Source organism: Ruegeria arenilitoris (genome assembly GCF_013030985.1).
Classification (GTDB): domain Bacteria; phylum Pseudomonadota; class Alphaproteobacteria; order Rhodobacterales; family Rhodobacteraceae; genus Ruegeria; species Ruegeria arenilitoris_B.
Genome location: NZ_WPYP01000008.1, coordinates 1 through 24,213, shown reverse-complemented (window position 1 = coordinate 24,213; position 24,213 = coordinate 1). Strand labels below are relative to the sequence as shown.

The 24,213-nt window shown below is 61.1% G+C and carries 27 protein-coding genes; 10 read left to right on the top strand and 17 right to left on the bottom strand.

The annotated features are described in order from the left end of the window. Positions 1 to 47: 47 nt before the first annotated feature. Complete coding sequence (locus GOX88_RS15875) at positions 48 to 2,411, bottom strand: mechanosensitive ion channel domain-containing protein (protein ID WP_170403837.1); 2,364 nt, start codon at positions 2,409 to 2,411, stop codon at positions 48 to 50. Positions 2,412 to 2,768: 357 nt separating this feature from the next. Between GOX88_RS15875 and GOX88_RS15870 the strand changes: the two genes are divergently transcribed. Genes GOX88_RS15870 through GOX88_RS15840 form a run of 7 tightly spaced genes read left to right on the top strand, consistent with a single transcriptional unit; the run spans position 2,769 to position 9,266 of the window. Further along, a complete protein-coding gene (locus GOX88_RS15870; RefSeq protein WP_170403834.1) occupies positions 2,769 to 3,983 on the top strand; it encodes a glycosyltransferase family protein in 1,215 nt (404 codons plus the stop codon). After that, a complete protein-coding gene (locus GOX88_RS15865) occupies positions 3,980 to 5,227 on the top strand; it encodes a glycosyltransferase family 4 protein (protein WP_170403833.1) in 1,248 nt (415 codons plus the stop codon). Before GOX88_RS15870 ends, GOX88_RS15865 begins: the two co-directional genes overlap by 4 nt. Continuing rightward, positions 5,227 to 6,303: a glycosyltransferase family 4 protein gene (locus GOX88_RS15860; protein WP_170403829.1), complete on the top strand. Its 1,077-nt coding sequence runs from the start codon at positions 5,227 to 5,229 to the stop codon at positions 6,301 to 6,303. The genes GOX88_RS15865 and GOX88_RS15860 overlap by 1 nt, the downstream gene beginning before the upstream one ends. After that, the gene (locus tag GOX88_RS15855; RefSeq protein WP_170403826.1) at positions 6,300 to 6,884 is read left to right on the top strand and encodes a histidine phosphatase family protein; all 585 of its coding nucleotides are present in this window, start codon (positions 6,300 to 6,302) and stop codon (positions 6,882 to 6,884) included. The genes GOX88_RS15860 and GOX88_RS15855 overlap by 4 nt, the downstream gene beginning before the upstream one ends. Continuing rightward, positions 6,881 to 8,020, top strand: coding sequence for a glycosyltransferase family protein (locus GOX88_RS15850; protein ID WP_170403823.1), 1,140 nt, complete (start codon positions 6,881 to 6,883; stop codon positions 8,018 to 8,020). Before GOX88_RS15855 ends, GOX88_RS15850 begins: the two co-directional genes overlap by 4 nt. Continuing rightward, on the top strand, positions 8,017 to 8,793 hold the full coding sequence (locus GOX88_RS15845) for a polysaccharide deacetylase family protein (protein WP_170403820.1): 777 nt from the start codon (positions 8,017 to 8,019) through the stop codon (positions 8,791 to 8,793). Before GOX88_RS15850 ends, GOX88_RS15845 begins: the two co-directional genes overlap by 4 nt. Continuing rightward, entirely contained in the window at positions 8,790 to 9,266 is a 477-nt protein-coding gene (locus GOX88_RS15840; protein WP_170403819.1) for a class I SAM-dependent methyltransferase, read from the top strand. Before GOX88_RS15845 ends, GOX88_RS15840 begins: the two co-directional genes overlap by 4 nt. Here the strand turns inward: GOX88_RS15840 and GOX88_RS15835 are convergent, their stop codons facing one another. Next, positions 9,267 to 10,406: an alpha-D-ribose 1-methylphosphonate 5-triphosphate diphosphatase gene (locus GOX88_RS15835; protein WP_170403816.1), complete on the bottom strand. Its 1,140-nt coding sequence runs from the start codon at positions 10,404 to 10,406 to the stop codon at positions 9,267 to 9,269. Between the two features lie 52 nt (positions 10,407 to 10,458). Here GOX88_RS15835 and GOX88_RS15830 point away from each other — a divergent pair, with 52 nt between their 5' ends. Then, a complete protein-coding gene (locus tag GOX88_RS15830) occupies positions 10,459 to 11,142 on the top strand; it encodes a DUF1045 domain-containing protein (RefSeq protein ID WP_170403813.1) in 684 nt (227 codons plus the stop codon). Here the strand turns inward: GOX88_RS15830 and phnN are convergent. The 8 genes from phnN to phnG are packed head-to-tail and all read right to left on the bottom strand — an operon-like array spanning position 11,124 to position 16,382. Next, on the bottom strand, positions 11,124 to 11,672 hold the full coding sequence (gene phnN / locus GOX88_RS15825) for a phosphonate metabolism protein/1,5-bisphosphokinase (PRPP-forming) PhnN (protein WP_170403810.1): 549 nt from the start codon (positions 11,670 to 11,672) through the stop codon (positions 11,124 to 11,126). The two genes, GOX88_RS15830 and phnN, sit on opposite strands and share 19 nt — an antisense overlap. Next, positions 11,669 to 12,352 (bottom strand): phosphonate C-P lyase system protein PhnL, encoded by a 684-nt coding sequence (gene phnL / locus GOX88_RS15820; protein ID WP_170403808.1) that lies wholly within the window; start codon positions 12,350 to 12,352, stop codon positions 11,669 to 11,671. Before phnL ends, phnN begins: the two co-directional genes overlap by 4 nt. 11 nt (positions 12,353 to 12,363) lie before the next feature. Next, on the bottom strand, positions 12,364 to 13,134 hold the full coding sequence (gene phnK, locus GOX88_RS15815) for a phosphonate C-P lyase system protein PhnK (RefSeq protein ID WP_170403805.1): 771 nt from the start codon (positions 13,132 to 13,134) through the stop codon (positions 12,364 to 12,366). Next, the gene (locus GOX88_RS15810) at positions 13,131 to 13,991 is read right to left on the bottom strand and encodes an alpha-D-ribose 1-methylphosphonate 5-phosphate C-P-lyase PhnJ (RefSeq protein WP_170403802.1); all 861 of its coding nucleotides are present in this window, start codon (positions 13,989 to 13,991) and stop codon (positions 13,131 to 13,133) included. Before GOX88_RS15810 ends, phnK begins: the two co-directional genes overlap by 4 nt. Continuing rightward, the gene (locus GOX88_RS15805) at positions 13,988 to 14,257 is read right to left on the bottom strand and encodes a hypothetical protein (RefSeq protein WP_170403799.1); all 270 of its coding nucleotides are present in this window, start codon (positions 14,255 to 14,257) and stop codon (positions 13,988 to 13,990) included. Before GOX88_RS15805 ends, GOX88_RS15810 begins: the two co-directional genes overlap by 4 nt. Then, complete coding sequence (locus tag GOX88_RS15800; RefSeq protein WP_170403797.1) at positions 14,254 to 15,345, bottom strand: carbon-phosphorus lyase complex subunit PhnI; 1,092 nt, start codon at positions 15,343 to 15,345, stop codon at positions 14,254 to 14,256. The genes GOX88_RS15805 and GOX88_RS15800 overlap by 4 nt, the downstream gene beginning before the upstream one ends. 3 nt (positions 15,346 to 15,348) lie before the next feature. After that, complete coding sequence (gene phnH / locus GOX88_RS15795) at positions 15,349 to 15,924, bottom strand: phosphonate C-P lyase system protein PhnH (RefSeq protein WP_170403794.1); 576 nt, start codon at positions 15,922 to 15,924, stop codon at positions 15,349 to 15,351. Further along, positions 15,924 to 16,382 (bottom strand): phosphonate C-P lyase system protein PhnG, encoded by a 459-nt coding sequence (gene phnG / locus GOX88_RS15790; RefSeq protein ID WP_170403791.1) that lies wholly within the window; start codon positions 16,380 to 16,382, stop codon positions 15,924 to 15,926. Before phnG ends, phnH begins: the two co-directional genes overlap by 1 nt. Positions 16,383 to 16,485: 103 nt before the next feature. On the opposite strand from phnG, the gene phnF reads away from it, so the two are divergent. Continuing rightward, positions 16,486 to 17,196 carry a phosphonate metabolism transcriptional regulator PhnF gene (gene phnF / locus GOX88_RS15785; protein WP_170403789.1) on the top strand — a complete coding sequence of 237 codons (711 nt, stop codon included), beginning with the start codon at positions 16,486 to 16,488 and terminating at the stop codon, positions 17,194 to 17,196. Positions 17,197 to 17,361: 165 nt separating this feature from the next. Here phnF and GOX88_RS15780 read toward each other — a convergent pair whose 3' ends face one another. From GOX88_RS15780 to phnC, 5 genes are all read right to left on the bottom strand, one after another. Next, complete coding sequence (locus tag GOX88_RS15780) at positions 17,362 to 17,976, bottom strand: chloramphenicol acetyltransferase (protein WP_170403786.1); 615 nt, start codon at positions 17,974 to 17,976, stop codon at positions 17,362 to 17,364. Between the two features lie 23 nt (positions 17,977 to 17,999). Then, positions 18,000 to 19,367, bottom strand: a complete 1,368-nt coding sequence (gene phnE, locus GOX88_RS15775; RefSeq protein ID WP_170403784.1) for a phosphonate ABC transporter, permease protein PhnE — start codon at positions 19,365 to 19,367, stop codon at positions 18,000 to 18,002. Continuing rightward, on the bottom strand, positions 19,364 to 20,245 hold the full coding sequence (gene phnE, locus GOX88_RS15770) for a phosphonate ABC transporter, permease protein PhnE (RefSeq protein ID WP_170403781.1): 882 nt from the start codon (positions 20,243 to 20,245) through the stop codon (positions 19,364 to 19,366). The genes phnE (GOX88_RS15775) and phnE (GOX88_RS15770) overlap by 4 nt, the downstream gene beginning before the upstream one ends. 68 nt (positions 20,246 to 20,313) lie before the next feature. After that, entirely contained in the window at positions 20,314 to 21,216 is a 903-nt protein-coding gene (gene phnD / locus GOX88_RS15765; RefSeq protein ID WP_170403778.1) for a phosphonate ABC transporter substrate-binding protein, read from the bottom strand. Positions 21,217 to 21,282: 66 nt separating this feature from the next. Continuing rightward, positions 21,283 to 22,104 carry a phosphonate ABC transporter ATP-binding protein gene (phnC, locus tag GOX88_RS15760; protein ID WP_170404480.1) on the bottom strand — a complete coding sequence of 274 codons (822 nt, stop codon included), beginning with the start codon at positions 22,102 to 22,104 and terminating at the stop codon, positions 21,283 to 21,285. 163 nt (positions 22,105 to 22,267) lie between these two features. Here phnC and rpe point away from each other — a divergent pair, with 163 nt between their 5' ends. Beyond that, positions 22,268 to 22,954 carry a ribulose-phosphate 3-epimerase gene (gene rpe, locus GOX88_RS15755; RefSeq protein WP_170403775.1) on the top strand — a complete coding sequence of 229 codons (687 nt, stop codon included), beginning with the start codon at positions 22,268 to 22,270 and terminating at the stop codon, positions 22,952 to 22,954. On the opposite strand, the gene GOX88_RS15750 is transcribed toward rpe, so the two are convergent. Next, entirely contained in the window at positions 22,951 to 23,616 is a 666-nt protein-coding gene (locus tag GOX88_RS15750) for a Crp/Fnr family transcriptional regulator (RefSeq protein ID WP_170403772.1), read from the bottom strand. The genes rpe and GOX88_RS15750 overlap by 4 nt on opposite strands. Positions 23,617 to 23,758: 142 nt before the next feature. Next, a complete protein-coding gene (locus GOX88_RS15745; protein ID WP_170403769.1) occupies positions 23,759 to 23,962 on the bottom strand; it encodes a hypothetical protein in 204 nt (67 codons plus the stop codon). Positions 23,963 to 24,213: the final 251 nt, after the last annotated feature.

Genomic DNA, 24,213 nt, shown 5'->3' with positions numbered 1-24,213 from the left:
GGGCGCGTCTTGTCAGAGACGCAACCCAAAGGGGCGGGAGCCGCCCCCTAGCGGTCATCCCCTCCGGGGCCGATATCGTCCAGGTAGTCCTCGTCAATTGCCGCCTGCACAGCGCCTGTCACGGCCTCGCGCTGTTTCGGCGTCAGATCCTCAGGTTCTTTACCTTCGGCCAATCGCACGGTGACTTCGCGATGGGCAAACTTGATACCTTCCCGCGCGAACAGCTCGCGGATATCCTGATAAACTCTCTTGCGCACCAACCACTGATCGCCGGGCTTGGTCATAAACTTGACCCGGATGATCATCGCGGAATCCTGCATCTCGATCACACCCTGCGACTTCAATGGCTGGATGAAGTTGTCACCGATCACCGGGTCGCTCAGCAATTCCTGACCCAGTTTCTTGATCAGCTTCCGCACCTTCTCGACATCAGTGTCATAGGTCACGCGCAACGGCAGCTTCATGATCACCCAATCACGGGAATAGTTGGTCAGCACCTTGATCTCGCCAAATGGGATCGTATTCAGCGCGCCCAGATGGTGACGCAGCTGGAAGGACCGGACCGAGATCTTTTCGACTGTCCCTTTCACGTCCCCGATGTCGATATATTCCCCTTTGCGAAAGGCATCATCCATCAGGAAGAACGCCCCCGAGAATATATCGCGCACCAGCGTTTGAGACCCGAATCCCACAGCCAGACCCACCACACCGGCACCGGCGAACAGCGGGCTGACATTGATACCCAGCTCCATCAACACAATCAGAACGATGGTGACAACAACGACGGCCAGGATCGCCCCGCGGAACAGCGGCAGCAGCGTGGCCAGACGGCTTTGTCCGCTTTCACCGCCCTCATCACCCAATTCGGCCTCTTCACCGGCATCGACGGTTTCCTCGGCGATTTTCGAGTCTATCCAAATGCGGAAGAAATGGAACAGGATGTAGCCAATGAACAGGATGACCATTACATCCAGCGCGCGCTCGACCGGCAGGTCTTCGCTCCAGCTGGCTTCGGGATTCCAGATCACCACCAACGCATAAAGACCAACCACAAAGGCCAGGATGCCCGCCACGCGACGGGCCAGATCCTCATATGTCAGGATCGAATGTAGACGCCTCTCAGCCTCTGGCGTCTCGACATGTTCTTCAGCTTCTTCAACGGCCGTGGTGTTCAAGTCTTCGATCTGACGATTACGGTCGAAGTAACGCTCCAACAGGTAATTCATCGCCCCGTAGGCCACGACCACCGACATGAAAATCGCATAGCTGCTGGCCACAATCGGTAGCGAGTTTTCATTCTCAAGCACCAGATCGACCGCCAGTTTGAACCAGCTGAACACGATGTAAACGATCAGCACTGGAGCCCAGGCGAATGAGATGAACCGCGAAATCCACGACACCTGACCCGGTGCCCGCCCGCCGCGAATGGCGTTCGAAATGGCGCGGGCGTTGAACAGGATCATCAACACATTGCCCAGCGCGCCGAACATGGTCAGGCCGCCATAGACCATAGCGTAGACGTTGTAGTTCAGCCCGAAATCCGCGACCCAGGTGGCAAACAGCGCGACCGAGATATCATAAGTCGCAATTGCCGAAGCCCAGAAATACAGCCGCTTTGCATCCCGGTCCGAGAAAGGCGGCAAGCGGTACTGGCTCAGATAGGGCGACAGCACCATGCGCCACAGGTCCGACACCGTGCGCGACAGGAAAAACGCCGTGAAAACCGCCGTGACCGTGAACTGGATCGAGATATCCTCGGCCTCACCAAAGAACAGATACCCAACAATCAGCGCCATCAGCATCGCAAAGATCGTGGCCCCAATGCCCATGAAAAAGCGGAACACAAGAAACGGCATCTTTTCGCGATAACCTTGCGGATTTTCCTTGGACCGCGCCACGACAAGCTTTTTGGCCATGCGCTTGCCATAAATCTCGGTGGACAGCCAGCGCCCCAGCAGCAGCAGCAGAACATTCAACAGCAAGACCTCGACATAGGTCTGAATACGGCCATCGGGGCTGGTCTGGCGCAGGATGTATTGCACTTCGAAGATCGAATAGGGCAAGGCCTGCAACCGCGACTCCATCGACTCGCGGAATTTCGAGAACCTCTCTTGCGCCTTCATCAGCTGCGAGCCTTCGGCCATCGGATCATGGGGCTCATCCGCTGCGGCGCCGGCATCGCCCGAGGACACGACCTGCCCCGTGCTGTCGATGACGATCACGCTGGCGCCGGCCTCGGTCGCGGCCCGTATGGCGGCGGCCAGATCACCTTCGGCGTTTGTGTCAGCTTCGGAACCGGATTCCGAATTGTATCCCGGGATCAAAGACGTCTGCGCCGCCGCTCCGGTGACAAAGGCCGCTGCAAACGCCCAGATCAACAGGGCCATCCCAGCAAATAGTTTAAGTTTCATCGAGTTATTCGTCCAATCCGCGTGATGCACCACAGGTTACCGAAGCGCCTGAGTGTATTCAAATATTCAGCCTTTCAACTCCCAAGATCGTGTCAATTCGTGTTCCCGGTGCAATGATGGCGACTTGGGTGTTTGCAACCTCGAAAAAACTGAATATGACCAATCCGGCATATTGGATGGAATGGTCGCATCAGGGGTGGGAACATCTGCAAATCCGGAAGCGTCGGATGTTGCCATTTCGCAATGCTTGTTGATTTTGCACAATCGCATCACACCCTTTGGCAAGCGACAGCAAAGAATATACGGTAACGGGTGTAAACGCGCGGATTTGCACCGAGAAACACGACAGGCGAAGGCATGAGCCTAGGAATACAAAACGACACCACCGGCCGGGCGCCGCGCATCCTTTTCTACAGCCACGATACGTTCGGATTGGGGCATCTGCGCAGATCGCGCGCCTTGGCCGCAGCCATAACGCAGGCCAACCCCGAGGCATCCGCCCTGATCCTGACCGGGTCCCCGGTGGCCGGGCGTTTCACCTTTCCGCGCCGGGTCGACCATGTGCGCCTTCCAGGCGTGACCAAACGTGCTGACGGGTCTTACGCGGCCCGGACAATCGGCATGGGGATCGAAGAGGTGACCGAGCTGCGCGCGGGCCTGATCCAGACCGCCGTGCAACAATTCGACCCCGATATGCTGATCGTCGATAAAGAACCCACCGGCTTTCGCGGCGAGTTGCTGCCGACACTGGAAACCCTGCTGCATTCGCAGCGCACCAAGCTGGTGCTGGGTTTGCGCGACGTGCTGGACGAACCCGAGGTTCTGGCCGCCGAGTGGGAGCGGAAAGAGGCCTTGGCAGCGACCGAGCGTTTCTATGACGAAATCTGGGTCTATGGGCTGCGCTCGATCTATGACCCGACTCAGGGCCTGCCGCTCAGCCATGCGGCGCAGTCGCGCATTCACTGGACAGGCTACCTGCGCCGCGATCTCGGTCCGGTCGGGGAACCACCTGAACAACCCTATATCCTGATCACACCGGGTGGCGGTGGTGACGGCAAGGCGATGGTAAACCTTGTCCTCTCGGCCTATGAAAAGGACCCGACCCTGTCGCCGCGCGCGGTACTGGTCTATGGCCCCTTCTTGTCCGGCGAGCTGCGCGAGGAATTTGAGACCCGCGTTGCCGCGTTGAACGGGCGGGTGACCGCAGTAGGCTTTGAATCCCAGATCGAAACGCTGTTCGCCGGGGCCGCCGGGGTGGTCTGTATGGGCGGCTACAACACGTTCTGCGAGGTTCTGTCATTTGACAAACGCGCTGTCATCGTGCCCCGCACGACACCACGGCTGGAACAGTGGATCCGTGCCTCGCGCGCCGAAGGTCTGGGCCTTGTCCGGATGCTGGACGAAAACCGTGATGGTTTGAGCCCAGACTCGATGATACAGGCGATCCGCAGCCTTCCGCACCTGCCCCTGCCATCGCAGGCCATCCAAGGCGGGCTGCTGGACGGGCTGGACTACGTCACCGACCGGGTTGACGCCCTGCTGAGCCAGGAACAGGAACGGGCCACCGGATGACACTGCCTCAGCCGAAACTGGCGGTGCTGGTCAAGGGATGGCCGCGCCTGTCCGAGACGTTCATCGCGCAGGAACTCGTCGCCTTGCAAGAGGCCGGGCACAGCTTTGACATCTGGTCCCTGCGCCACCCGACCGACGTAAAGCGGCACCCGCTGCACGACCGGTTCCGGGGGCAGGTACGCTACCTGCCCGAATACCTATACGAAGAGCCGCAGCGCGTCTGGGCCGCGCGACAGGTGGCGCAGGCGCTGCCGGGATATGCCGAGGCCTACCGGGTCTGGCGCGCCGACCTGCGCCGTGATCCGACCCACAACCGCATCCGTCGTTTTGGTCAGGCCTGCGTTCTGGCCGCCGAACTGCCTGCGGCGACAAGGGTGATGTACGCGCATTTCATGCACACCCCGTCCTCGGTCGCGCGCTACGCCGCCATCATGCGCGGCCTGCCGTGGAGCTTTTCGGCCCATGCCAAAGACATCTGGACTTCGCCCGACTGGGAAAAGACTGAGAAGCTGCAGGCGCAGACCCATGGCGCGGCCTTTGGCGCGACCTGCACCGCCATCGGGGCCGAACATCTGCGCAGCCTTGCCGATGATCCGGCGCGCGTTGACCTGATCTATCACGGGCTGGACCTGGCCCGTTTCCCCGCCCCGCCGGACCGCGCCCAGCGCACACCGGATGCACCGTTTCACATGCTGTCGGTCGGTCGTCTGGTCGAAAAAAAGGGTTTTGACCGTCTGATCGATGCTTTCGCCATGCTGCCGGACACGCTGGACTGGCACTGGACCCATATCGGCGGCGGCACACTCAGCGACACCCTGCGCACCCGGGCCGAGGCTGCGGGCGTATCGCATCGGATCACATGGAAAGGCGCATGCGACCAGCCCGAGGTGATCGCGGCGATGCGCGCGTCCGACCTGTTCGTGCTGCCCAGCCGGATTGCCGCTGACGGAGACCGCGACGGGCTGCCCAACGTGCTGATGGAGGCGGCATCGCAACTGTTGCCGATCTTGTCAACGCCAGTGTCGGCCATTCCCGAGTTTATCGAAACTGGCGTTCAAGGCGTCTTGTCAGACGACGACCCCGCCGCGCTGGCCTCGGCCATCACCAACATGGCCTCAGCACCCGGGCAAACCGCATCGATGGCCACCGCCGCCTATGACCGCCTGATAGCCGAGTTTCGCATGGCCCCCGGAATCGCCCGCCTGTCAGAACGGCTGCGCGCGCTGGGTGCGGACACGGTCTGATGGCAAGGGTCGCCTTTTACACGCCAATGAAGGCGCCCGACAGCCCGGTGCCGTCAGGCGACCGCGAGATGGCGCGCAACCTGATGCAGGCGATTGGGGCACAAGGTGACATGGTCCAGCTGGCCTCGCGGCTGCGCATCTATGACAAGGTCGGGGACACGCAGGCGCAGGCGGCATTACGTGCCGAAGCAGATACCGAGGCCCAGCGTTTGATCAACGACCTGCCACCGGACACAGCCCTGTGGGTGACCTATCACAACTATTACAAGGCACCGGATCTTCTGGGTCCCCACGTCTGCAAGGCGCGGAATATCCCTTATGTCCAGCTGGAGAGCACCCGCGCAACCAGCCGCCTGAACGGTCCCTGGGCCGGGTTTGCAAAGGCCGCGCATGACGCCTGCGACGCGGCACAGGTGATCTTCTACCACACCGCCAATGATCTGATCACGCTGGAACGGGAACGACACGGGGAACAGCGCCTTGTGGAGCTGCCCCCTTTTCTGCCCTTGTCGGAACTGCCGCCCGCCTCGACCTGCGATGGACCGATGCTGACGGTCGGCATGATGCGGCACGGCGACAAGCTGGCGTCCTATACCCTTCTTGCACAAACACTTGCATTTTTGCCCGGCGACTGGACCCTGAACATCGCGGGCGACGGCCCCGCCAGGTCCGAGGTCAAGGCCCTGATGGCTCCGTTCGGCCCAAAGGTTCGGTTTTTGGGGCAATGCGACCGTGATGCCCTTCGGGCGCTCTACGCCGAGGCTTCCGTTCTGGTCTGGCCCGGCGTCAACGAGGCCTACGGCATGATCTACCTTGAAGCGCAGGTCAGTGGCGTGCCGGTTGTCGCTCAGGATCGGCCCGGCGTACGGGATGTGCTGACCCCGTCCGAGTACCCTTCGATTGAGGCTGGGCCGGAAGGGTTGGCCGCGCGGCTTCGCACTTTGCTGGGTGACCAGAACCTTCGTCTGTCACAGGGGGCCGAAGCCCGCGCACGGATGGCCGAACGCCATCTGATGCCAGCCGCCACAGATCGTTTTTGGCAGGCCGCCCGCCCTTTGGTGGAGGCCGCCCAATGACCCGGCTGGCCTTGTTACGACACGGACACACACATTGGAACCGCGCGGGCCGCATTCAGGGGCGAAGCGACATTCCACTGGATGAAGAGGCCCGGGCAGAACTGGCCGCCACGCAGCTGCCCGCGCCGTGGGACGGAGCGACCCTCTGGTCCAGCCCGTTGCAGCGCGCCAGTGAAACCGCCCGTCTGGTGGCCGGGCGCGATCCGTTGACCTCGGATGCGTTGACCGAAATGAACTGGGGCGATTGGGAAGGTCTGCGCGGAGTCGATCTGATAGCCGACCCCGACAGCGGTTATCGGCATATCGAGGACTGGGGATGGGAGTACCGCCCCCCAAGCGGCGAAACCCCGGCCGAGGTTTGGACCCGGCTGCAGCCCTGGTTGAAAAGCCTGTCGGGCGATACGGTTGCGGTCTGCCACATCGGGATCATGCGAGTCATTCTGGCCCGGGCCTGGGGTTGGGATTTCGACGGTCCCGCTCCCTTCAAAATCAAGCGCAACCGCATGTATATCGTTGATATGTCGAATATGACGCCCCTGCCCGAACCCATTCGCCTGATCAGACCCGAGGCCTCCTCATGAAGGTCATGATCGTCGTCACGCACCTGTTAGGTACCGGACATCTGAGCCGCGCGCTGACACTGGGCCGTGCCTTTCTGCGCACCGGGCATGAGACCTTTGTCGTCACGGGTGGGATGCCTGCGCCGCAACTGGACAGTTCCGGCATGACCCTGCTGGGGCTGCCGCCGCTTCGATCGGATGGCACCGATTTCACCCGGTTGCTGACCCAAAGTGGCGACGTTGCGGACCCGGCCTATCTGGAAGCCCGCGAGGCCGCGCTGGTTGAAGCCGTTCAGAGTTTTACGCCTGACGTTCTGATCACCGAGTTGTTCCCCTTTGGCCGCCGATCATTGGCCTCCGAGTTCACCGCAGCATTGGAGGCAGCCCACACCCTACCGCACCGACCGGTTGTTCTGGGATCGATCAGGGACATTCTGGCACCACCTTCAAAGCCCTCGAAAGCGGAACGCGCGGAAGAGATCGTGCGTAGATACTATGACGGCATTCTCGTCCATTCCGACCCCGGCATAGTTCCGCTGGAGGTCAGTTGGCCAGTGACCGACCAACTGCGCGAGCGGTTGTTTTATACCGGCTTTGTAGCCCCCGAAGCCCCTGCGCCGCACCCGGACGCGATGGGCAAAGACGAAATACTGGTCAGCGCGGGTGGCGGTTCGGTGGGCCAGCCGATCTTTCACGCGGCCATCGAGGCCGCCCGAAAGATGCCCAACAGGCGCTGGCGCCTGTTGGTGGGCGGACAGGACGCCCCAGCGCGCATTGAACAACTGCAAAAGCTGGTTGGCGATGCCCCGGTTACCCTTGAACCCGTACGCCCCGATTTCCGGCAGATGCTGCCCCTTGCTGCAGCCTCGGTCAGTATGTGCGGCTACAACACCGCGCTGGACATCCTGCAATCCGGGACGCCCGCCGTATTTGTGCCGTTCGACGATGGCAAAGAGGTCGAACAGAGCCTGCGGGGTCAGAGCCTCTCGAACCTGCCCGCCATCGAAATATTACCCAGTAAGGAACTTGATGGAGCGGCTTTGGCACAGGCCGTCGCCACCGTCATGTCCGAAGGCTCCCGCCCGGTATCCACCAAGGGCTTTGACGGGGCCGACAGATCGGTTGAGATTGCGTGTTCCTTGAGGGGGCAGGCATGAGCATCGACTGGCGCCCCTTGGAAACCGAGCTGGACATCTGGCAGATGCAGGGTCTGCCCCTGCCCCTGTGGTGGCGGGACGATGACGCGGTATCGGTGACGCCGCAGCTTGAGACGTTGTCAGGGCTGACCCGGACCCTCGGTCTGCCTGTCCACCTTGCGATCATCCCCCGCGATGCCGATGCCGGATTGGTGGAGTATATCGGGCGGCGCAGTGCGCTGATCCCGGTTGTGCATGGCTGGGCGCATCAAAACCACGCACCGCCAGAGGAAAAGAAGTCCGAGTTCCGGTTGCACCGGCCGAAGTCGGATATCCTTGCCGATGCGCGCGCGGGGTTCGAGCGATTGCACGGGCTGTTCGGTGACAGGCTGTGCCCGATCTTCGTACCCCCCTGGAACCGGATCGCGACCGAAGTGGTGCGCGAATTGCCAGGGCTGGGGTATCGCGTCGTCTCCACCACTACCCCGCGAAAGACACCAATGCCAGTGCCCGGGTTGGAGCAGATCAACACCCATCTGGACCCGATCGACTGGCGGGGGACACGAGGGCTGATCGCCCCAGACAGGCTGATTGACCAAACGACCAAGATGCTGCGAGACCGACGTGAAGGTCGAACCGACAATGCCGAACCTTTCGGGATATTGACCCACCATCTTGTCCATGATCCAGACATCTGGACCTTTACCCAAGAAATGCTTCGCAGGCTTTTGGACGGCCCCGGTTTGGCCTGGACCTTGCCTGCCACCAACACACCAACCGGAGACCCCGAATGAGCCGACTGGATTCCATGCTGCGCCGCCTGACTGCGCAACGCGACGGACTGAACTGGGCCGTCGCTCAGATCAGCGAATTAGAGGGGGACGTTCTGGATATGGGGCTGGGCAACGGCCGCACCTATGACCACCTGCGGGAGATCCTGCCGGAGCGACGCATCTGGGTAATGGACCGGGTGCTGCAATGCCACCCGTCCAGCACCCCTCCGGCCGAAGATTTTTTGCAGGGTGAAGCAGAACCCATGCTGGAAAAGCTGGCCGCCGACGGGGCCAAAATCGCGCTGGCGCATTATGATTTCGGACGCGGCATCAAGGAAGAGGACGTGGCCGAAGCGGCACGCCTCAGCCCTCTGATCGCGCAGGTGATGCGGCCCGGTGGATTGTTGATCTCCGGTCAGCCTCTGGTAGGCTTCGCACAGATCAGTGGCCCGGACACAATCGCGCCAGACCGGTACCTGTTCTATCGCGCCTGATCAGGCTACACGCCGCCCGCGTGACCAGACACCGTTCAACGCGGGCGCGCCTTCGCGCATACGGAAGCGGATGACGTCCGCGCGGGCACCTTGGCGCAATTCTCCACGATCCTCCAGCCCGACGACCTTGGCGGGAGTTTGCGTCACCGTCCGCAAACCGCGCGCCATATCCCCCCAACTCTCGCCCAGACGTGTCGCCGATAACAGCAATGCGGCCGGGACGTAGTCCGAGGACAAAATGTCGAGATGGCCCAGATCGGCCAACTCCTGCGCCGCCACGTTGCCGGAATGCGACCCGCCCCGGACGACGTTGGGCGCGCCCATCATCACCTTGATGCCGTGATCGTGACAGGCCCGGGCAGCCTCGACCGTTGTGGGGAATTCAGCCAGCCGAATGCCGTGACCCGCGGACACCGCCACCTGTTCCTGCGTGGTATCATCGTGGCTGGCCAACATCGCGCCGAAACGTCGGGCGGCCTTGACGGTTTCAACCTCGTGCCGGTCACCGAACCGGTCCCGCAGCGCCTTGAGCTGCGCTACGTGCTGCAGGAAATCGTCATCGGTCATGCCATGTTTGCCCTTCATGTAGGCTTCAAGCTGCGACATGTTCCGGAACTGCCGCTGTCCCGGCGTGTGGTCCATCAGCGACACCAGCCCGACGCGATCTTCCGGGCCGAACTCGTCCAATTCAGCCACCAGAGTTTCCGAACACACCTCGGCCCTTAAATGCAGAAAGTGGCTGATCTTCAGCGCGTCCTGTTCGCGCAATTGCCACAGCTCGCGCGACAGATCGCGGGCATATTTCTTGTATCGGTTGCCGCTGGGGATCGAGCCGATGCGCATCGCGTCGAAGACCGTCGTGATCCCTGTACTGGCCAGCTCGGCGTCATGGGCCAGGATCGCCGCCGCATGGGGCCAGTCGACCCTGGGGCGCGGCTGGATGTGGCGCTCAAGGTTGTCCGTATGCAGCTCGACCAGTCCGGGGCTGACATAGTCACCGCCGCAATCGACCGCCCCTGTGGGAATTGCGGTACCTGCGGCGACCTCGACAATGGTTTCGCCCACAACCCGCACGCTGCCTGTAACGGTCTCATCCGGCAGAATAAGCGTGGCATTGGCAAGGATCATTTCTTCTGTCATCTGAACTTCACACGGTCTGAGCTATTGGGTAGGCCACGCATAGGAGGCCAATGTGACATTCACGCGATACGCGATCTATTTTGCGCCACCGGCCGGGGCGGAATGGGCGAGATTTGCCACCAACTGGCTGGGCTGGGACATGGAAACCGGCGAGGACGTCGCGCACCCGTTGGTCGATGGTGTGGACGTCGCAGCCGTCACGCAGGTACCGCGCAAATACGGGCTGCACGCGACGATGAAGCCGCCCTTCCGCCTGCGCGACGGGCAGTCGGTGGAGGCACTGACCGAGGCCTGTGCGCGGCTTGCGCAGACGCAACCTCCGGTCACGCTGGACGGGTTGGAAATCGCCCGCCTCGGCCGGTTTCTGGCCCTGTGCCCGGTGGGGAACAAGGCCGCGCTGAATACGCTGGCCGCCGCCTGCGTGCGTGATCTGGACAGCTTTCGGGCGCCCGCGCCCGAAGCCGAGTTGGAGCGCCGCCGCGCCGGTGGTCTGTCGCCCGAGCAGGACGCCAATCTGGTGCAATGGGGCTATCCTTACGTGATGGAGGCCTTCCGCTTTCACATCACGCTTAGTGGCAAGCTGGACAAACCGACGCTGGCAACGGTGCAAGCCGCCCTGCAATCGCAGCTTGTCCCCCTGCTGCCCAAACCGTTCCAGATCACCGATCTGGCCCTTATGGGCGAGGCTGAAGACGGGCGCTTTCACCTGATCCATCGCTACACCCTTTCCGGCTGAAGTTGGGACAAGATGGCCGCCACCGTTGCCTCTAATGGACCGGAGTTGTCGACCCGGATGACCCGTTTCAATCCAACTGGCAGCGGTTTCGCGGCGTGCGCCAGCCGCCGCTCCTGTTCATCGACGCATTCGCGGGCGCGCGTTGACAGGCGTTGCGCCAGTACCTCTGGATCAGCGGTCAGAGAGATTACGATCAGATCGCCAAACACCTCTTGCGCCTGCAGCAAAACCGCCCGGGACAGGTTGACCAGAACCGCGTCCGACTGGTGCCGCAAGTCGTCAATTCCCTTGGGCACCCCGTAAAGCAAGCCATGCGCGGGCCAGTGCAGGGCAAAAGTGCCCTCGGCTGCCATCTGCTGAAACACTTCAACGGATACACGGTCGAAATCTTCGCCCTCTGCGCCTGCGGATCGGGTGATCACCCGGCGGGCTCTGACGATACCCGGCGTGCTGGCCTCCAGCGCCTCAATCACGCTGTCCTTTCCAACGCCCGAGGGGCCGACGACCGCTATGATCGGAGCAAGGGTCATGCGGCCACTCCCGGGGTGAAATCCGAGACGTTGATCTCACGATCACAGACCTGGTCGCGCGCGCCAACATCGTGGAAAATGCCAACGATGGCGGCACCGCGCGCCTTGGCCTCTTCGATCAGTGACAGCACCGTTTCCCGGTTCTGCGCATCCAGCGAGGCGGTAGGTTCATCCAGCAACATCGCCGGGTAGTCATGCGCAAAGCCGCGGGCGATGTTCACCCGCTGCTGCTCACCACCTGAAAAGGTCGTTGGGCTCAGCGACCAAAGCCGCTCCGGTATGTTCAACCGCGCCAGCAAACCCGCCGCCTTATCCATCGCCACCTGCCGGTCACACCCAATGGCCAACAAAGGCTCCGCCACCACATCCAGCGTCGGCACCCGCGGCACCACGCGCAGGAACTGGCTGACATAACCCAGCGTCTCGCGGCGCAGCGCCAGAATCTCGCGCGGCTCAGCCTGCGCCACATCCAGGCCACCGACCAGTACCTGACCCGAGGCCGCCAGATAGTTGCCGTAGATCACCCGCATCAGGGTGGACTTGCCCGCGCCCGACGCGCCCGTAAGCGCGACACACTCACCGGGCGCGACCTGCAGCGAGGCCCCCGTCATCACCGGGATCACCGCGCCACCCTGATTGTGCAGGGTAAAGCTCTTGCTGACATCTTTAAGCTCAATCATCGCCTTCACCTTCAAACCTGCAGAACGCTGGATACAAGCAACTGCGTATAGGCGTGTTGCGGGTCATCCAGCACCTGATCGGTCAAACCGGCCTCGACCACATGACCATCCTTCATCACCATCAGCCGGTCCGCCAACAGGCGCACCACAGCCAGATCATGCGTGACGATGATGGCGCTCAGCCCCATTTCACGCACCAGCCCGCGCAGCAGGTCCAGCAGCCGCGCCTGAACCGAGACATCCAGACCACCCGTCGGCTCATCCATGAACACCAGCCGCGGCCCCGTCACCAGATTGCGCGCGATCTGCAGGCGTTGTTGCATCCCGCCCGAAAACGCGGTCGGGCGGTCATCCACACGGGCGTCGTCAATCTCGACCCGACCCAGCCAGTCAATCGCCCGGTCGCGGATCTGGCCATAGTGACGATCGCCAACAGCCATCAGCCGCTCACCGATATTACCGCCAGCGCTCACTGACATGCGCAGCCCGTCGCGGGCGTGTTGGTGAACAAAGGCCCAATCGGTACGGCCCAGCATCCGACGTTCGGGTTCCGACATGGTCACCGTATCCACCGGGCCATCGGATCTGGTGTCAAAGATCACCTGCCCCCCGTCGGGCACCAGGTGCCCCGCAAGGCAGTTCAGCAAGGTTGATTTGCCCGAACCGCTTTCGCCGACAATGCCCATCACCTCACCGGGGTAGAGATCGAAGCTGACGCCCGTGCAGCCGATCCGCGCGCCATAGAGTTTCTGTATCCCTTTGACCTGCAACAACGGGGTCATACCGCGCCCTCCTTGCTCAAGCGTCCTTCGTGGCCCTGCGCGCGGCGGGACCGACAGAAATCTGTGTCCGAACAAACAAACATCCGGTTGCCCGCATCATCCATAATCACCTCGTCCAGATAGCTGTCCTCGGCCCCGCACAGATCGCAGGGGTGGTCGGCCTTGGTGGCCTCGAACGGATAATCCTCGAAATCAAGGCTGACGACCTTGGTGTGAGGCGGCACCGCGTAGATGCGCTGTTCCCGTCCGGCTCCGAACAGTTGGATTGCGTCCATTTCCAGCTTGGGGTTGTCGAATTTCGGGATCGGAGACGGGTCCATCACGTACCGCTCCGACACTTTCACCGGATAGGCGTACGAGGTCGAAATCGCTCCGTGCTGGCTGATGTCTTCGTACAGTTTCACATGCATCAGGCCATATTCCTCAAGGCTGTGCATTTTGCGCGTCTCGGTCTCGCGCGGTTCCAGGAACCGCAGAGGTTCCGGGATCGGCACCTGATAGACAATGATCTGATCCCCGGTCAGTTTTGCCTCGGGAATGCGGTGACGGGTCTGGATGACCGTGGCCTTTTCGGTTTCCTCAGTGGTTTCAACCCCGGCGGTATTCTCGAAGAACTTGCGGATCGAGACCGCGTTGGTGGTGTCATCTGCGCCCTGATCAATCACCTTGAAGGTATCATCCGGCGTCAGGGTCGCGGCCGAGACCTGCACCCCACCGGTGCCCCAGCCATAGGGCATCGGCATCTCACGGCTGGCAAAGGGAACCTGATATCCGGGGACAGCCAACCCTTTCAGGATGGCACGGCGGATCATCCGCTTGGTTTGTTCGTCCAAATATGCGAAATTATACTCATTCATTTTTTGTACTTCGCTTTTTTATTGGTGTTTTTATGGACGTAATTGTTGTTACCACGTTCGTTTTGCTCGTTTTGGCATATCTCTTCAGACATAACCGTCACGCGAAACTTCGCCGCCGCGCGCAACGGAGAGACCCAAAGGGGGTCTGGTGTTCGGTTGGCGCGTCGCATCTGTGTTCGAAACGCAACAGCGCCCGATCCGGGAAAGCAGAACCGCGGACACGTGCCGAAGCCACCTGCGCTGAACAGTCTGGTCCCTAAGGTCATTCTGCTGCCTCCCTCGGTGTGATCCGTTTTTCGGCCTCGCGGCGCAGCTTGCGGACCAGTTCCAGCTCGGACTGGAAATCGACGTAATGCGGCAGCTTGATGTGTTCGAGGAACCCGGTGGCCTGAATGTTGTCGGCGTGACTCAGGACGAACTCCTCATCCTGCGCGGGGGCGCCCAGATTGTCCTCGCCCAGTTCTTCCCAGCGCAGCGCGCGGTCGACCAGAGCCATGGCGATGGACTTGCGTTCCGATTGGCCAAAGACCAGCCCATAACCGCGGGTGAACTGCGGCGGTTCGGTCTTTGATCCCTTGAACTGGTTGACGGTCTCGCATTCGGTCAACTCGACCTCGCCGATGTCGATGGCGAAACCCAGTTCGGGGATGTCCATCTCAACCGCGACCTTGCCGATCCGCAATTCACCGACAAAGGCGTGGTTACGGGCATAGCCGCGTTGGGTTGAATAGGCCATGCCCAGCACGAATCCCTCATCCCCTCGGGTCAGCGATTGCAGGCGCAGGGGGCGACCGGCTGGGAACTCCATCGGTTCGCGGGTCAGGTCGCCAGGGGTGGCGTCGCAGGCAGGTTCGTCCTGAATGATGTCCTCACCCTTGAGGAACTCGGTAATATGCGGCGTCGTTTCCTCACGCGGCTGGGCTTTGGGTGCAGCAGGAACCTCACCCTCGGCAGCCAGTTTGAAATCCAGCAGCCGGTGGGTGTAGTCGAAGGTCGGCCCCAACACCTGACCGCCCGGCGCGTCCTTGAATGTGGCCGAGATCCGGCGGTCACAGGTCATCTCTCCGGTTTCCACCGGGTTCGAATATCCAAACCGGGGCAGTGTCGTGCGGTAGGCGCGGATCAGAAAGATCGCTTCGATCAGATCGCCACGCGCCTGCTTGATCGCCAGAGCCGCCAAGTCCGGGTCGTACAAGGACCCTTCGGCCATCACCCGGTTCACCGCAAGGGACAATTGCTCGCGGATTTGCGCGATGCTCAACTCGGCAACATCCGTCGATCCACGGCGTTCTTCGGCCAACCAGGCATGAGCGTTATCGATGGCCTTCTCACCACCTTTGACGGCGACATACATAGCCTAACCCTCCACCCTGATCTGCGTGCTGCGCGGCAGGGCTGCCAGCCTGTCACCGCTTGTGAAGAAAAAGTCGCAGCCCAAAGGATAGAGCGCCGCGTTCGCCCGAAGCGCAGGCACATTCGGCAGGGACAGACGCGCTGTATCTTTGATCCCCGGACCGGTCAGTTCTGCACCCGCTTGTTGCAAGTCATCGCATTCGACGATCAGAGTGGTCGAGCGATCAGGATATTCCGGCGTTCCGCTGCGATATTGGGACAGCGGCCCAAGCTCCTGCCATGATCCAACGGCAAAGTCCGCTTCGGGCGCCTCGGAAATCGGCGCGCCCGTGTGGAAGGTCAGCCATTGGCGCACAGTACCCGTGTCCAGGTCGCCCGCCAGATGCACTCGGGTCTCTGGATCACACAGGGTCAGCAGCAACGTCCCCGCCGCCACAGACAAAGGCGCGGGTGGCTGCGCACCCGAAATCAACCGAATCTCACCGGGCCGTGCCATGACAGTCATAGCGGCACGGAACGCATGGGCTGCATCGATCGGTGCATTGTCAAAGCCGCCCGAGAACTGGGTTTGCGCGCTCATCAATCCTCTCCTCGTACAAGCGTGAAGAACTCAACTTTGGTGGCCGCGGCTTTCGCCGCCCGCGCCGTTTTGGCTTCCTGCATCTGCTGGCTGAGCGGTGTGATCACCCGATCGCGAATGTCCTCGGCTGCATCGGTCTGCATCAGCGCATCGATCAGCGCTGCGGCTTCGGCCTTGCGCTTTGACCGGCCCTGCACATAGCCATGCCCGACCGTGCCGTCCTTCAGCACCAGAGAACACCGCGTGACGGTCATTTCCCCAAGGTTGAACGGCGCGCCTGTGCCTCCTGTTCGACCGCGCACCATGACACCCCCCACTTCAGGGCTGCGAAGCCAGTCAAATCCCGGGGGCGTTCCAACAGCGCCCCACAACTCCATCAACGCGTCATCCGGTGCACGCGCCAAAAGGCCCATCCAGTCCCGGCGAGCGGTATTTGCAATATTTTGGTGATCCGCCATCGAAACCTCTTGGCCGGGTTGTCTACGTGAACTATACAACTAGACAAATATTACACCTCGAAGGTGAGTCTCGCAATCCGTGGAACTGTGAAAGTTTGGTGACATGAGCAAAACGCCTGTCTGGAAAAGCATCGCGCTAAGCCTGACCTCGGACATCGCCGAGGGACGGTACAATACCGGAGACCGCCTGCCCACCGAGGCGCAACTGGCCGCCAAACACGGCGTTAATCGCCACACGGTACGGCGTGCACTGGCGGACATGGCGGAACAAGGGTTGGTGCATCCAAGGCGCGGCGCAGGTGTGTTTGTGGCCGCGCGCCCGACAGATTATCCGATTGGCAAACGGGTCAGATACCACAAAAGCATCTCGGCCAGCGGCAAGATACCCGGCAAAACGATCCTCTCGCTGACCACGCGCACCGCTGATGAGACCGAGTCCGAGGCGTTGCAACTGGCGCCAGGCGACAAGGTGCATGTGTATGACGGGCTATCGCTGGCCGATGGTCAGCCCATAGCCCTGTTCCAAAGCACCTTTCCCGCAGACCGCCTGCCCGACATCCTGACCACTCTGCAAGAGACGCAATCCGTGACCAAGGCTCTGCAACGCTGTGGCGTCGCGGATTACACCCGCGTTTCGACCCGCCTGACGGCACGGGCCGCGACAGCAACGCAAGCCTTGCATCTGCAATTGCCGGAAGGTGCGCCGGTCCTGTTTTCGATCGGGGTGAACGCCGACCTGTCAGGCGTGCCGGTTGAATACGGACGCACCGTATTTGCCGGAGAACGGGTGACGCTGACATTGAACGACGACTAGGCGACAGGGGCCTCCCGCCCGTCTTCAGCCTCCTTGCGGAGGCCTCATCCCGTTGGGCGTAGCGCCGCGCTTTGCGCGGCGCCGGGCCCAAAGCCGCCAAGGGGGATCGGCGCAGCCGATGCTCCTGCGGGTGCGGGAGCCTTTCCGTGCTCTTGTGCGACAGTCTTATTCGTATTTTTCAAGAAAGGCTTCTGCCGCAAGGGAACGGAAGTCCGGCAACGCGGTTCGCAGGCGCTGGGCATCCCAGCCCCACCAGGCCAAAGCCAGCATTCGTTCGGCAATGTCCTTCGAGAAGCGAAGGCGGATCGGTTGGGCAGTTACACCGCCGACAATAGTGTACGGATCAACATCCTTGGTCACCACGGCGCCCGAAGCCACCACCGCGCCATGGCCAATCGTCACTTCGGGCTTGATGATCGCCGCATGGCCGATCCATGTGTCATGTCCGATCACGGCCTTGCGGCTGGCTCGATAGGCGAACCAGTCCTGATCGTCTTCGACATCATCCCAGTAAGCCGCGGACCGGTACAGGAAATGATGCTGAGACGCCTTTTCCATCGGGTGATCGGTTGCTCCGATCCGTGTAAAGCTGGCGATGTTGGCGAATTTTCCAATCTCGGCATTGGCGATATCGCAGGTCCGGTCGCAATAGGAGTAATCCCCCCAGACCGAGTTCGCGACACGACTGCCTGCGCCAATCTCGACATATTCGCCAAAACTGCTGTTCGTGATCTGACAATCGGGATGGATGAACGGCTTGTCCGGGCGCAAGCGTGCCATGATCTTATGTCCCAGCTTTTCGCTCAGCCCAACGGCTGCGGCTTTGCTTTCAGACCGCGGGGTTTGCGCTTTTTACCCGCTTCACCCTGGATCAGACGCCGACGCAGCCAGCCCGAGAACCAGTCCATCAGCATCACCATCAGAATGATCAGCACGATGTAATAGGCCACTTCCTCCCAATCTTTCTGGGTGATGATCGCCTGCGTCAGCAGCAGACCGATCCCGCCACCGGTGATTGCGCCGATCACGGTGGCGCTGCGGGTGTTGGATTCAAGGAAATAGAGCAGCTGGCTCAGCAACACCGGTGTCACCTGCGGGATCACGCCAAACCGATAGCGTTGCGGTGCGTTAGCCCCGGTGGATTGCACGCCCTCGATCTGCTTGTTGTCCACATTTTCCAGCGCCTCCGAGAATATCTTGCCGAAGGTGCCGGTATCGGTCACCAGAATGGCCAGCGCACCGGTCAGCGGGCCGGGGCCAAAGGCGCGGGCAAGAACCACGGTCCAGATCAAGGCATCAACGCCACGGACAAAGTCGAACACACGGCGGGTTGCGAAACGCACGGTTTTCATCGGGTTGAAGTTGCGCGTCGCCAGAAAGGCCAAAGGCAAAGCCACAATCGCCGCACCCAACGTGCCCAGAAACGCCATCAGGATGGTCTCAAAGATAGCCCAGGCCACGTCCTGATGCCGCCACATCTTGTTGGTCCAGAAATCGTTCAGGATCGCACCGGCCTCACCGTTCATGGCCCGCCCGGCCAGTTCGGGGAAGGGTTTGCCGTAGTATGGGCTGTCGAGCGTGAACCAGAACAGCTCCCACCCGGTGAAATACCGGAACACTTCGGACCGGTTACGCGTGACGGTCAGGCGCCCCGCATCCGTAGTGACGGTCAATCGGTTTTTTGACACGCTGATCCAGTCTGGCACGTCACCTGCGGGCAATTCCACCTGCACCCCGGCCGCACGGGTTGGTGTCGCCCGAACAATGCCATAGCCGGGGATGTCATATTCGACCATTTCGGGACCGAAACGAACGATATGACCGTCTTCCAGATCAATCACCGTTGTCTCGCCCAGCGTCACCCAGTCCGGGGCCTGACCTTCGGGGTACGTGCCCTTGCGCTCGCCCTCGATGGCGGCGGACACCTCGCCCGAACGGTTGTCCCGCTCGATATGCGTTTTGTAGCTGTAGCTGTCCGACACCAGCGTCTTGCCGTTTTCCCATTTCGCCCGCGCCGCCAGACCCGGCACATCGAAGGCAAAGAACACGTAGACCAGGTAGGCCAGTACCAGCGCGGGCAGGCCGAAATTCACCAGCCGTTTGTGGCTGAACATGCGATCCGCCTCGGCCTTGAGCTCATCAACTGTCAGGTTGGTTGCGAATGTGCTCATGCCGTGGCTCCTTTTTCCGACCCGTGGGCCAGACGGTCGCGCAGATAACCCGAGATTTGATCCACAACGACGATTGTGACGAACAGAAGGATGAAAATGGCGGCCGCTTCGTCGTAACGGCCCTGCCCCCAGGACATCGCATTGCGCAGCTCATAGCCCAGACCGCCCGCACCGACGAAACCAAGGATGGCCGAGGCGCGGATGTTGATCTCGAACCGCAGCAAGGCATAGCTGACGTAGTTCGGCCCAACCTGCGGGATAACACCCAGATACATCCGCTGCGACCAGTTTGCGCCTACCGATTGAAGCCCCTCGACCGGTTTGAGCGAGGCGTTTTCATTCACCTCGGAAAACAGTTTGCCCAGTGCGCCGGCGGTGTGGATCGCGATGGCGATCATCGCGGGCACCGGCCCGCCGCCCAGAATGAAGATCAGAACCAGCGCGATGACGATCTCGGGAATCGCCCGGAAGATGTCCGAGATGCGCCGGAACAGAGGGATCAGCACGGGCCAAAGCGCCATGCCGCGTGTCGACATAAGCGCCAGAAACGTGCCTACGATGGTGCCGATCAGGGTCGAGGCCGCGGCAATGTTCAGCGTTTCGACCAGCGCCGGGAAAAACTTGACCAGATTTTCCGGCATGGCCCCGATCTTTTCCCACGCCTCGGACAGAACCTCGGACGGGTAGTCAAAAATGCGGTGCCAGCCGTCGATGAAACTGCCCGCGTTACGGTCGTCAGCCATGCGGAACCCTGCGGCCATCATGGCCACGAACACGATCAGGAGGATACCACCATAGGCACGCTTGCGCCGGGTCATCTCGGCATAGTCGGCCCGAATCTGGTCAACGCTGGGGGGGCCAGCAGTCAGGTCTGTCATGGAATGCTCCTGAGAGGAAAAACGGGGCCCGGTTTCGTCACCGGACCCCAATCATTGGGTGTGCAGGCTTAGTTGGACTTCAGCTTGCGCGCTTCGATGATGACTTCGTAGGCGTCATGCGTGATCGGATCAAAGCTCTTGGCTTCGCCCGCGGCCACGCCGTAGAAGCATTCCTGGTCTTTCTCGCTCAGCGTGTCCCACAGTGCGGTCACCTTGGCTTTGACATCTTCCGGCAGTGCCTTGCGAACCACAACCGGACCTTCCGGAATCGGCTTGGATTTCCAGATTTCAACCATGTCGTTCATGTCGACCAGACCGGCATCCACAGCACGGCGCAGGGCGCCCGACTGGTAGCCGTCTTCCCATTCGCCCAGACCGTCGGCCCAGGTCACGCCGCCATCAACGTCACCGTTGTTGACGGCGACGATGGTCTGTTCGTGACCGCCAGTGAACTTCACTTCGCCGAAGTAGTCGCCCGAGTCCATGGTCGCGCCGGTGGCGGCAGGAATTTCGATCGACGGGATCAGATAGCCCGAGGTCGAGTTCGGATCACCAAAACCAAAAGCCTTACCCTTCATGTCCTCCAGCGAGGTGATGCCGCTGTCTTTGCGGGCAAAACCAACCGAGTAATAGCCGTAGCCGCCATCGGTGTTGACCTTGACCAGAACCGGCTCAACAGCTTCGGGGTCAGACAGGTAGGTTTTCGCGTAACCCGACGCGCCCAGCCAGGCTACGTCGATGGTGCCGCCCAGCAGGCCCTGGATCACACCGTTATAGTCGGCTGGTGCGAACAGTTTCGCAGGAACACCCAGCGCTTCTTCGGTGTAAACGCGCAGACATTCGTTGTTGTTCAGACGATCCTGAGCGTTCTCACCGCCCAGAATGCCGATGCGGAATTCGCTGATTTCTTCGGCCATGGCAGGTGCGGCCAGTGCAGTGGTCGCCGCCAGCGCAGCAATAATTTTTTTCATCTGTCTCTCTCCAGTTTGATTACCCCGGCCTTTCACCGGACCGGGCGATGAAAGGGGGTGGTTGGCTCAGATGGTGGCTTCGGCTTCCATCAGGGCCTTCTGGGTGGCGTCCAGCGTCTCGATCTCGGTCGAGGTCGCCTCTTCCGAGAAGCTTGCATCGGCACCATAAATCTCGCGGGCAACGCCGGTGGTCAGCTGTTCGGGCAGTCCGTCGAAAACAATGCGCCCGTCGCGCATACCGACCACGCGGTCGCAGTACCGGCGCGCGGTGTCCAGCGTGTGCAGGTTGGCGATGACCGTGCGGCCGTCCTCTTCGTGGATGCGGCGCAGCGACTGCATCACCACCTGCGCGTTCATCGGGTCCAGCGAGGCGATGGGTTCGTCCGCCAGAATGATTTTGGGATCCTGCATCAGGGCGCGTGCGATTGCGACGCGCTGCTGCTGACCGCCCGACAGGGCCTCAGCTCGTTTGGGCGCGTGCTCGGCAATGCCCAGACGGGCCAGAATGTCGATGGCGCGGTGAATTTCATCCATCGGGAACAGGTTGAACATGGTCGCCAGTGTTGAGTGACGGTTCAGCGTGCCGTGCAACACGTTCGAGACCACATCCATGCGCGGAACCAGATTGAACTGCTGGAAGATCATCGCGCATTCGGCCTGCCAGGCGCGCTTATCACGGCCCTTCAACTGGGTCACGTCACGGCCTTCAAACAGGATCTGACCGTCGCTGGAATCCGTCAGGCGGTTGATCATCCGCAGCAAGGTGGACTTGCCCGCACCCGACCGACCGATGATGCCGATCATGCAGGGCTTGTCCACATCCAGCGTCGCCGCATCCACGGCCACATTGTCGCCGAAGCGTTTGGTCAGTTTCTCGATCCGCAGCACGTGCCACCCCCAATTCATGTTGGCGGTCAGCTACAGAGGCCATTCAACGGCTGTGTGTCAGAGTGGTGAAAGTTTTGTAACGGCGCGCGAGTCGCGGGGGCTACCCTTTGCAGCGCGGCACAGGTATACGCGACCGCGACTCTTCAGCTGACACGAGGCCGCCATGAGCTTTGACCGCACCATCAAGATCGCCCCGTCGATCCTGTCCGCCGATTTCGCCAATTTCGGGCAAGAGATTCAAGCCATCGAGGCCCAGGGCGCCGATTGGGTCCATGTCGACGTGATGGACGGCCATTTCGTCCCGAACCTGACCTTCGGCCCGCCCGCCGTCAAAGCCTTTCGCCCGCATGTAAAGACGGTGATGGACGTGCACCTGATGATCACGCCCGTCGATCCCTATATTCAGGCCTATGCGGACGCCGGTGCGGATATCCTGACCGCCCATATCGAGGCCGGGCCGCACACCCACCGCACCCTGCAGGCCATCCGTGCCGCCGGCATGAAGGCCGGTGTCGCGCTGAACCCCGGCACCCCTGCCGAAGCGGTCGAACATCTGCTGGACCTGACTGATCTGGTCTGTGTCATGACCGTGAACCCCGGTTTCGGCGGTCAGAAGTTCATCGACATGACCAACAAAGTGCGCAAGCTGCGTCAGATGATCGGCGACCGCCCCGTGCATATCGAGATCGACGGTGGCGTTGATCCGCAGACCGCGCCTCTGGTGGCGGCAGCGGGTGCCGATGTTCTGGTTGCTGGTTCCGCCGTTTTCAAAGGCGGGTCGGTGTCCAATCCCGAGGTCTACGGCGAAAACATCCGCGCTGTTCGGGCTGCGGCAGAAAGCGCGTTCTAAGCGATCTGAACCCTCGCAGTTTGCAGAAAGCGCGAGATTTCAAGCCCGAGGCTTGCTTCTATCGAAATCGCCAGGTCTGGCTGTTTCCGAAGTTCGGCGTTCAACTCGGGCATGTCCCAATCTATGACACGTGACGGCCCAAGCGCCGTCACGGTCACCGGCGCCGTAAAGTTCTGGTCCCTGCTCAGAAACGCTGTCCCGCCGAGGAAACGCCCCTCGCCCAGTGTGTCGACACGATTGCCATTCATTTCGACGCCGAATTCACCGTCCACGATCAGCGAAAGACGTGGAACGAGGTCGCCCTGCGTCAAAACCTGTGTTCCGGCCGGAACGGTTTTCCAGACGCCCGACTTAAGCAGGTTATACGCTTCACGTTCGCTGAAACTGCGCAGCGCAGTTTCGTACAGACGCCGTTCCGTGTCGGTAAACGGCACCGGGCGACGTTCAAGCAACAGGCGTATGATCCAAAAGATGTTGATGCCTGTGAAAAACAGGTTCCACCCGATCGGCGCCCAAAGCGGCGTGCTTTGCAGATAGTAATAGGGCAACAGGATCAGCGCCCCGATCACAGTCAGCACCCGCAGCCAGAAAATGTCCCGGACCGAATACGAAATAAGGTAAAAGACATTCGCCGCATTCACCAACAGGTCCAAACCCACCATACCGTGCCTCATCTGCCATGCGCGCCACATCCTGCGGTGCGCTTTTAAGGGTGCTAGGTGAGTTTAGCCGTGCCGTTGCCCGGCATGGAAGAAATCTGTGCATCTCCCGAACCGGGCGTCAAATACCGGAAAAGGCGAAGGCCTACTTGGAGGACAAACGCTGCTGGGGTGCGTGCTTGTTCGGATGGCCCGAGTAGCAGGCTGTCAGCTTGACCATTTTCTTGGGTTGCGATCCGCCAGCGCCGCCTTCGGACCCCTCTTCACCAAGGATCGCTGTCTGCATGTCATCCAGATCTTTACTGTGCAGGATGCGAGTGCCGTATTGTACGAACTGAAGTCCAAACATGGTCTTCCCCATCTTCTGACCCCTTGGCGTATCGGCCCGCGCACGGTGCGGGCAATTGATGCGTTCAAGCGGATATGATTGCAACATGAGGACAAATGGCATGGCTCGGGCCCGGCGCTTATTGCCTCAAGACTTAGATGGGGCCGCTCCTTTACCGAATGATGAAGACAGGATTAATCCGCAGGATCGCGCATAGAAAAAGGGCGCCCCGAGGGACGCCCTTTCCGATTGATCATTCGCGAGTGCGAATT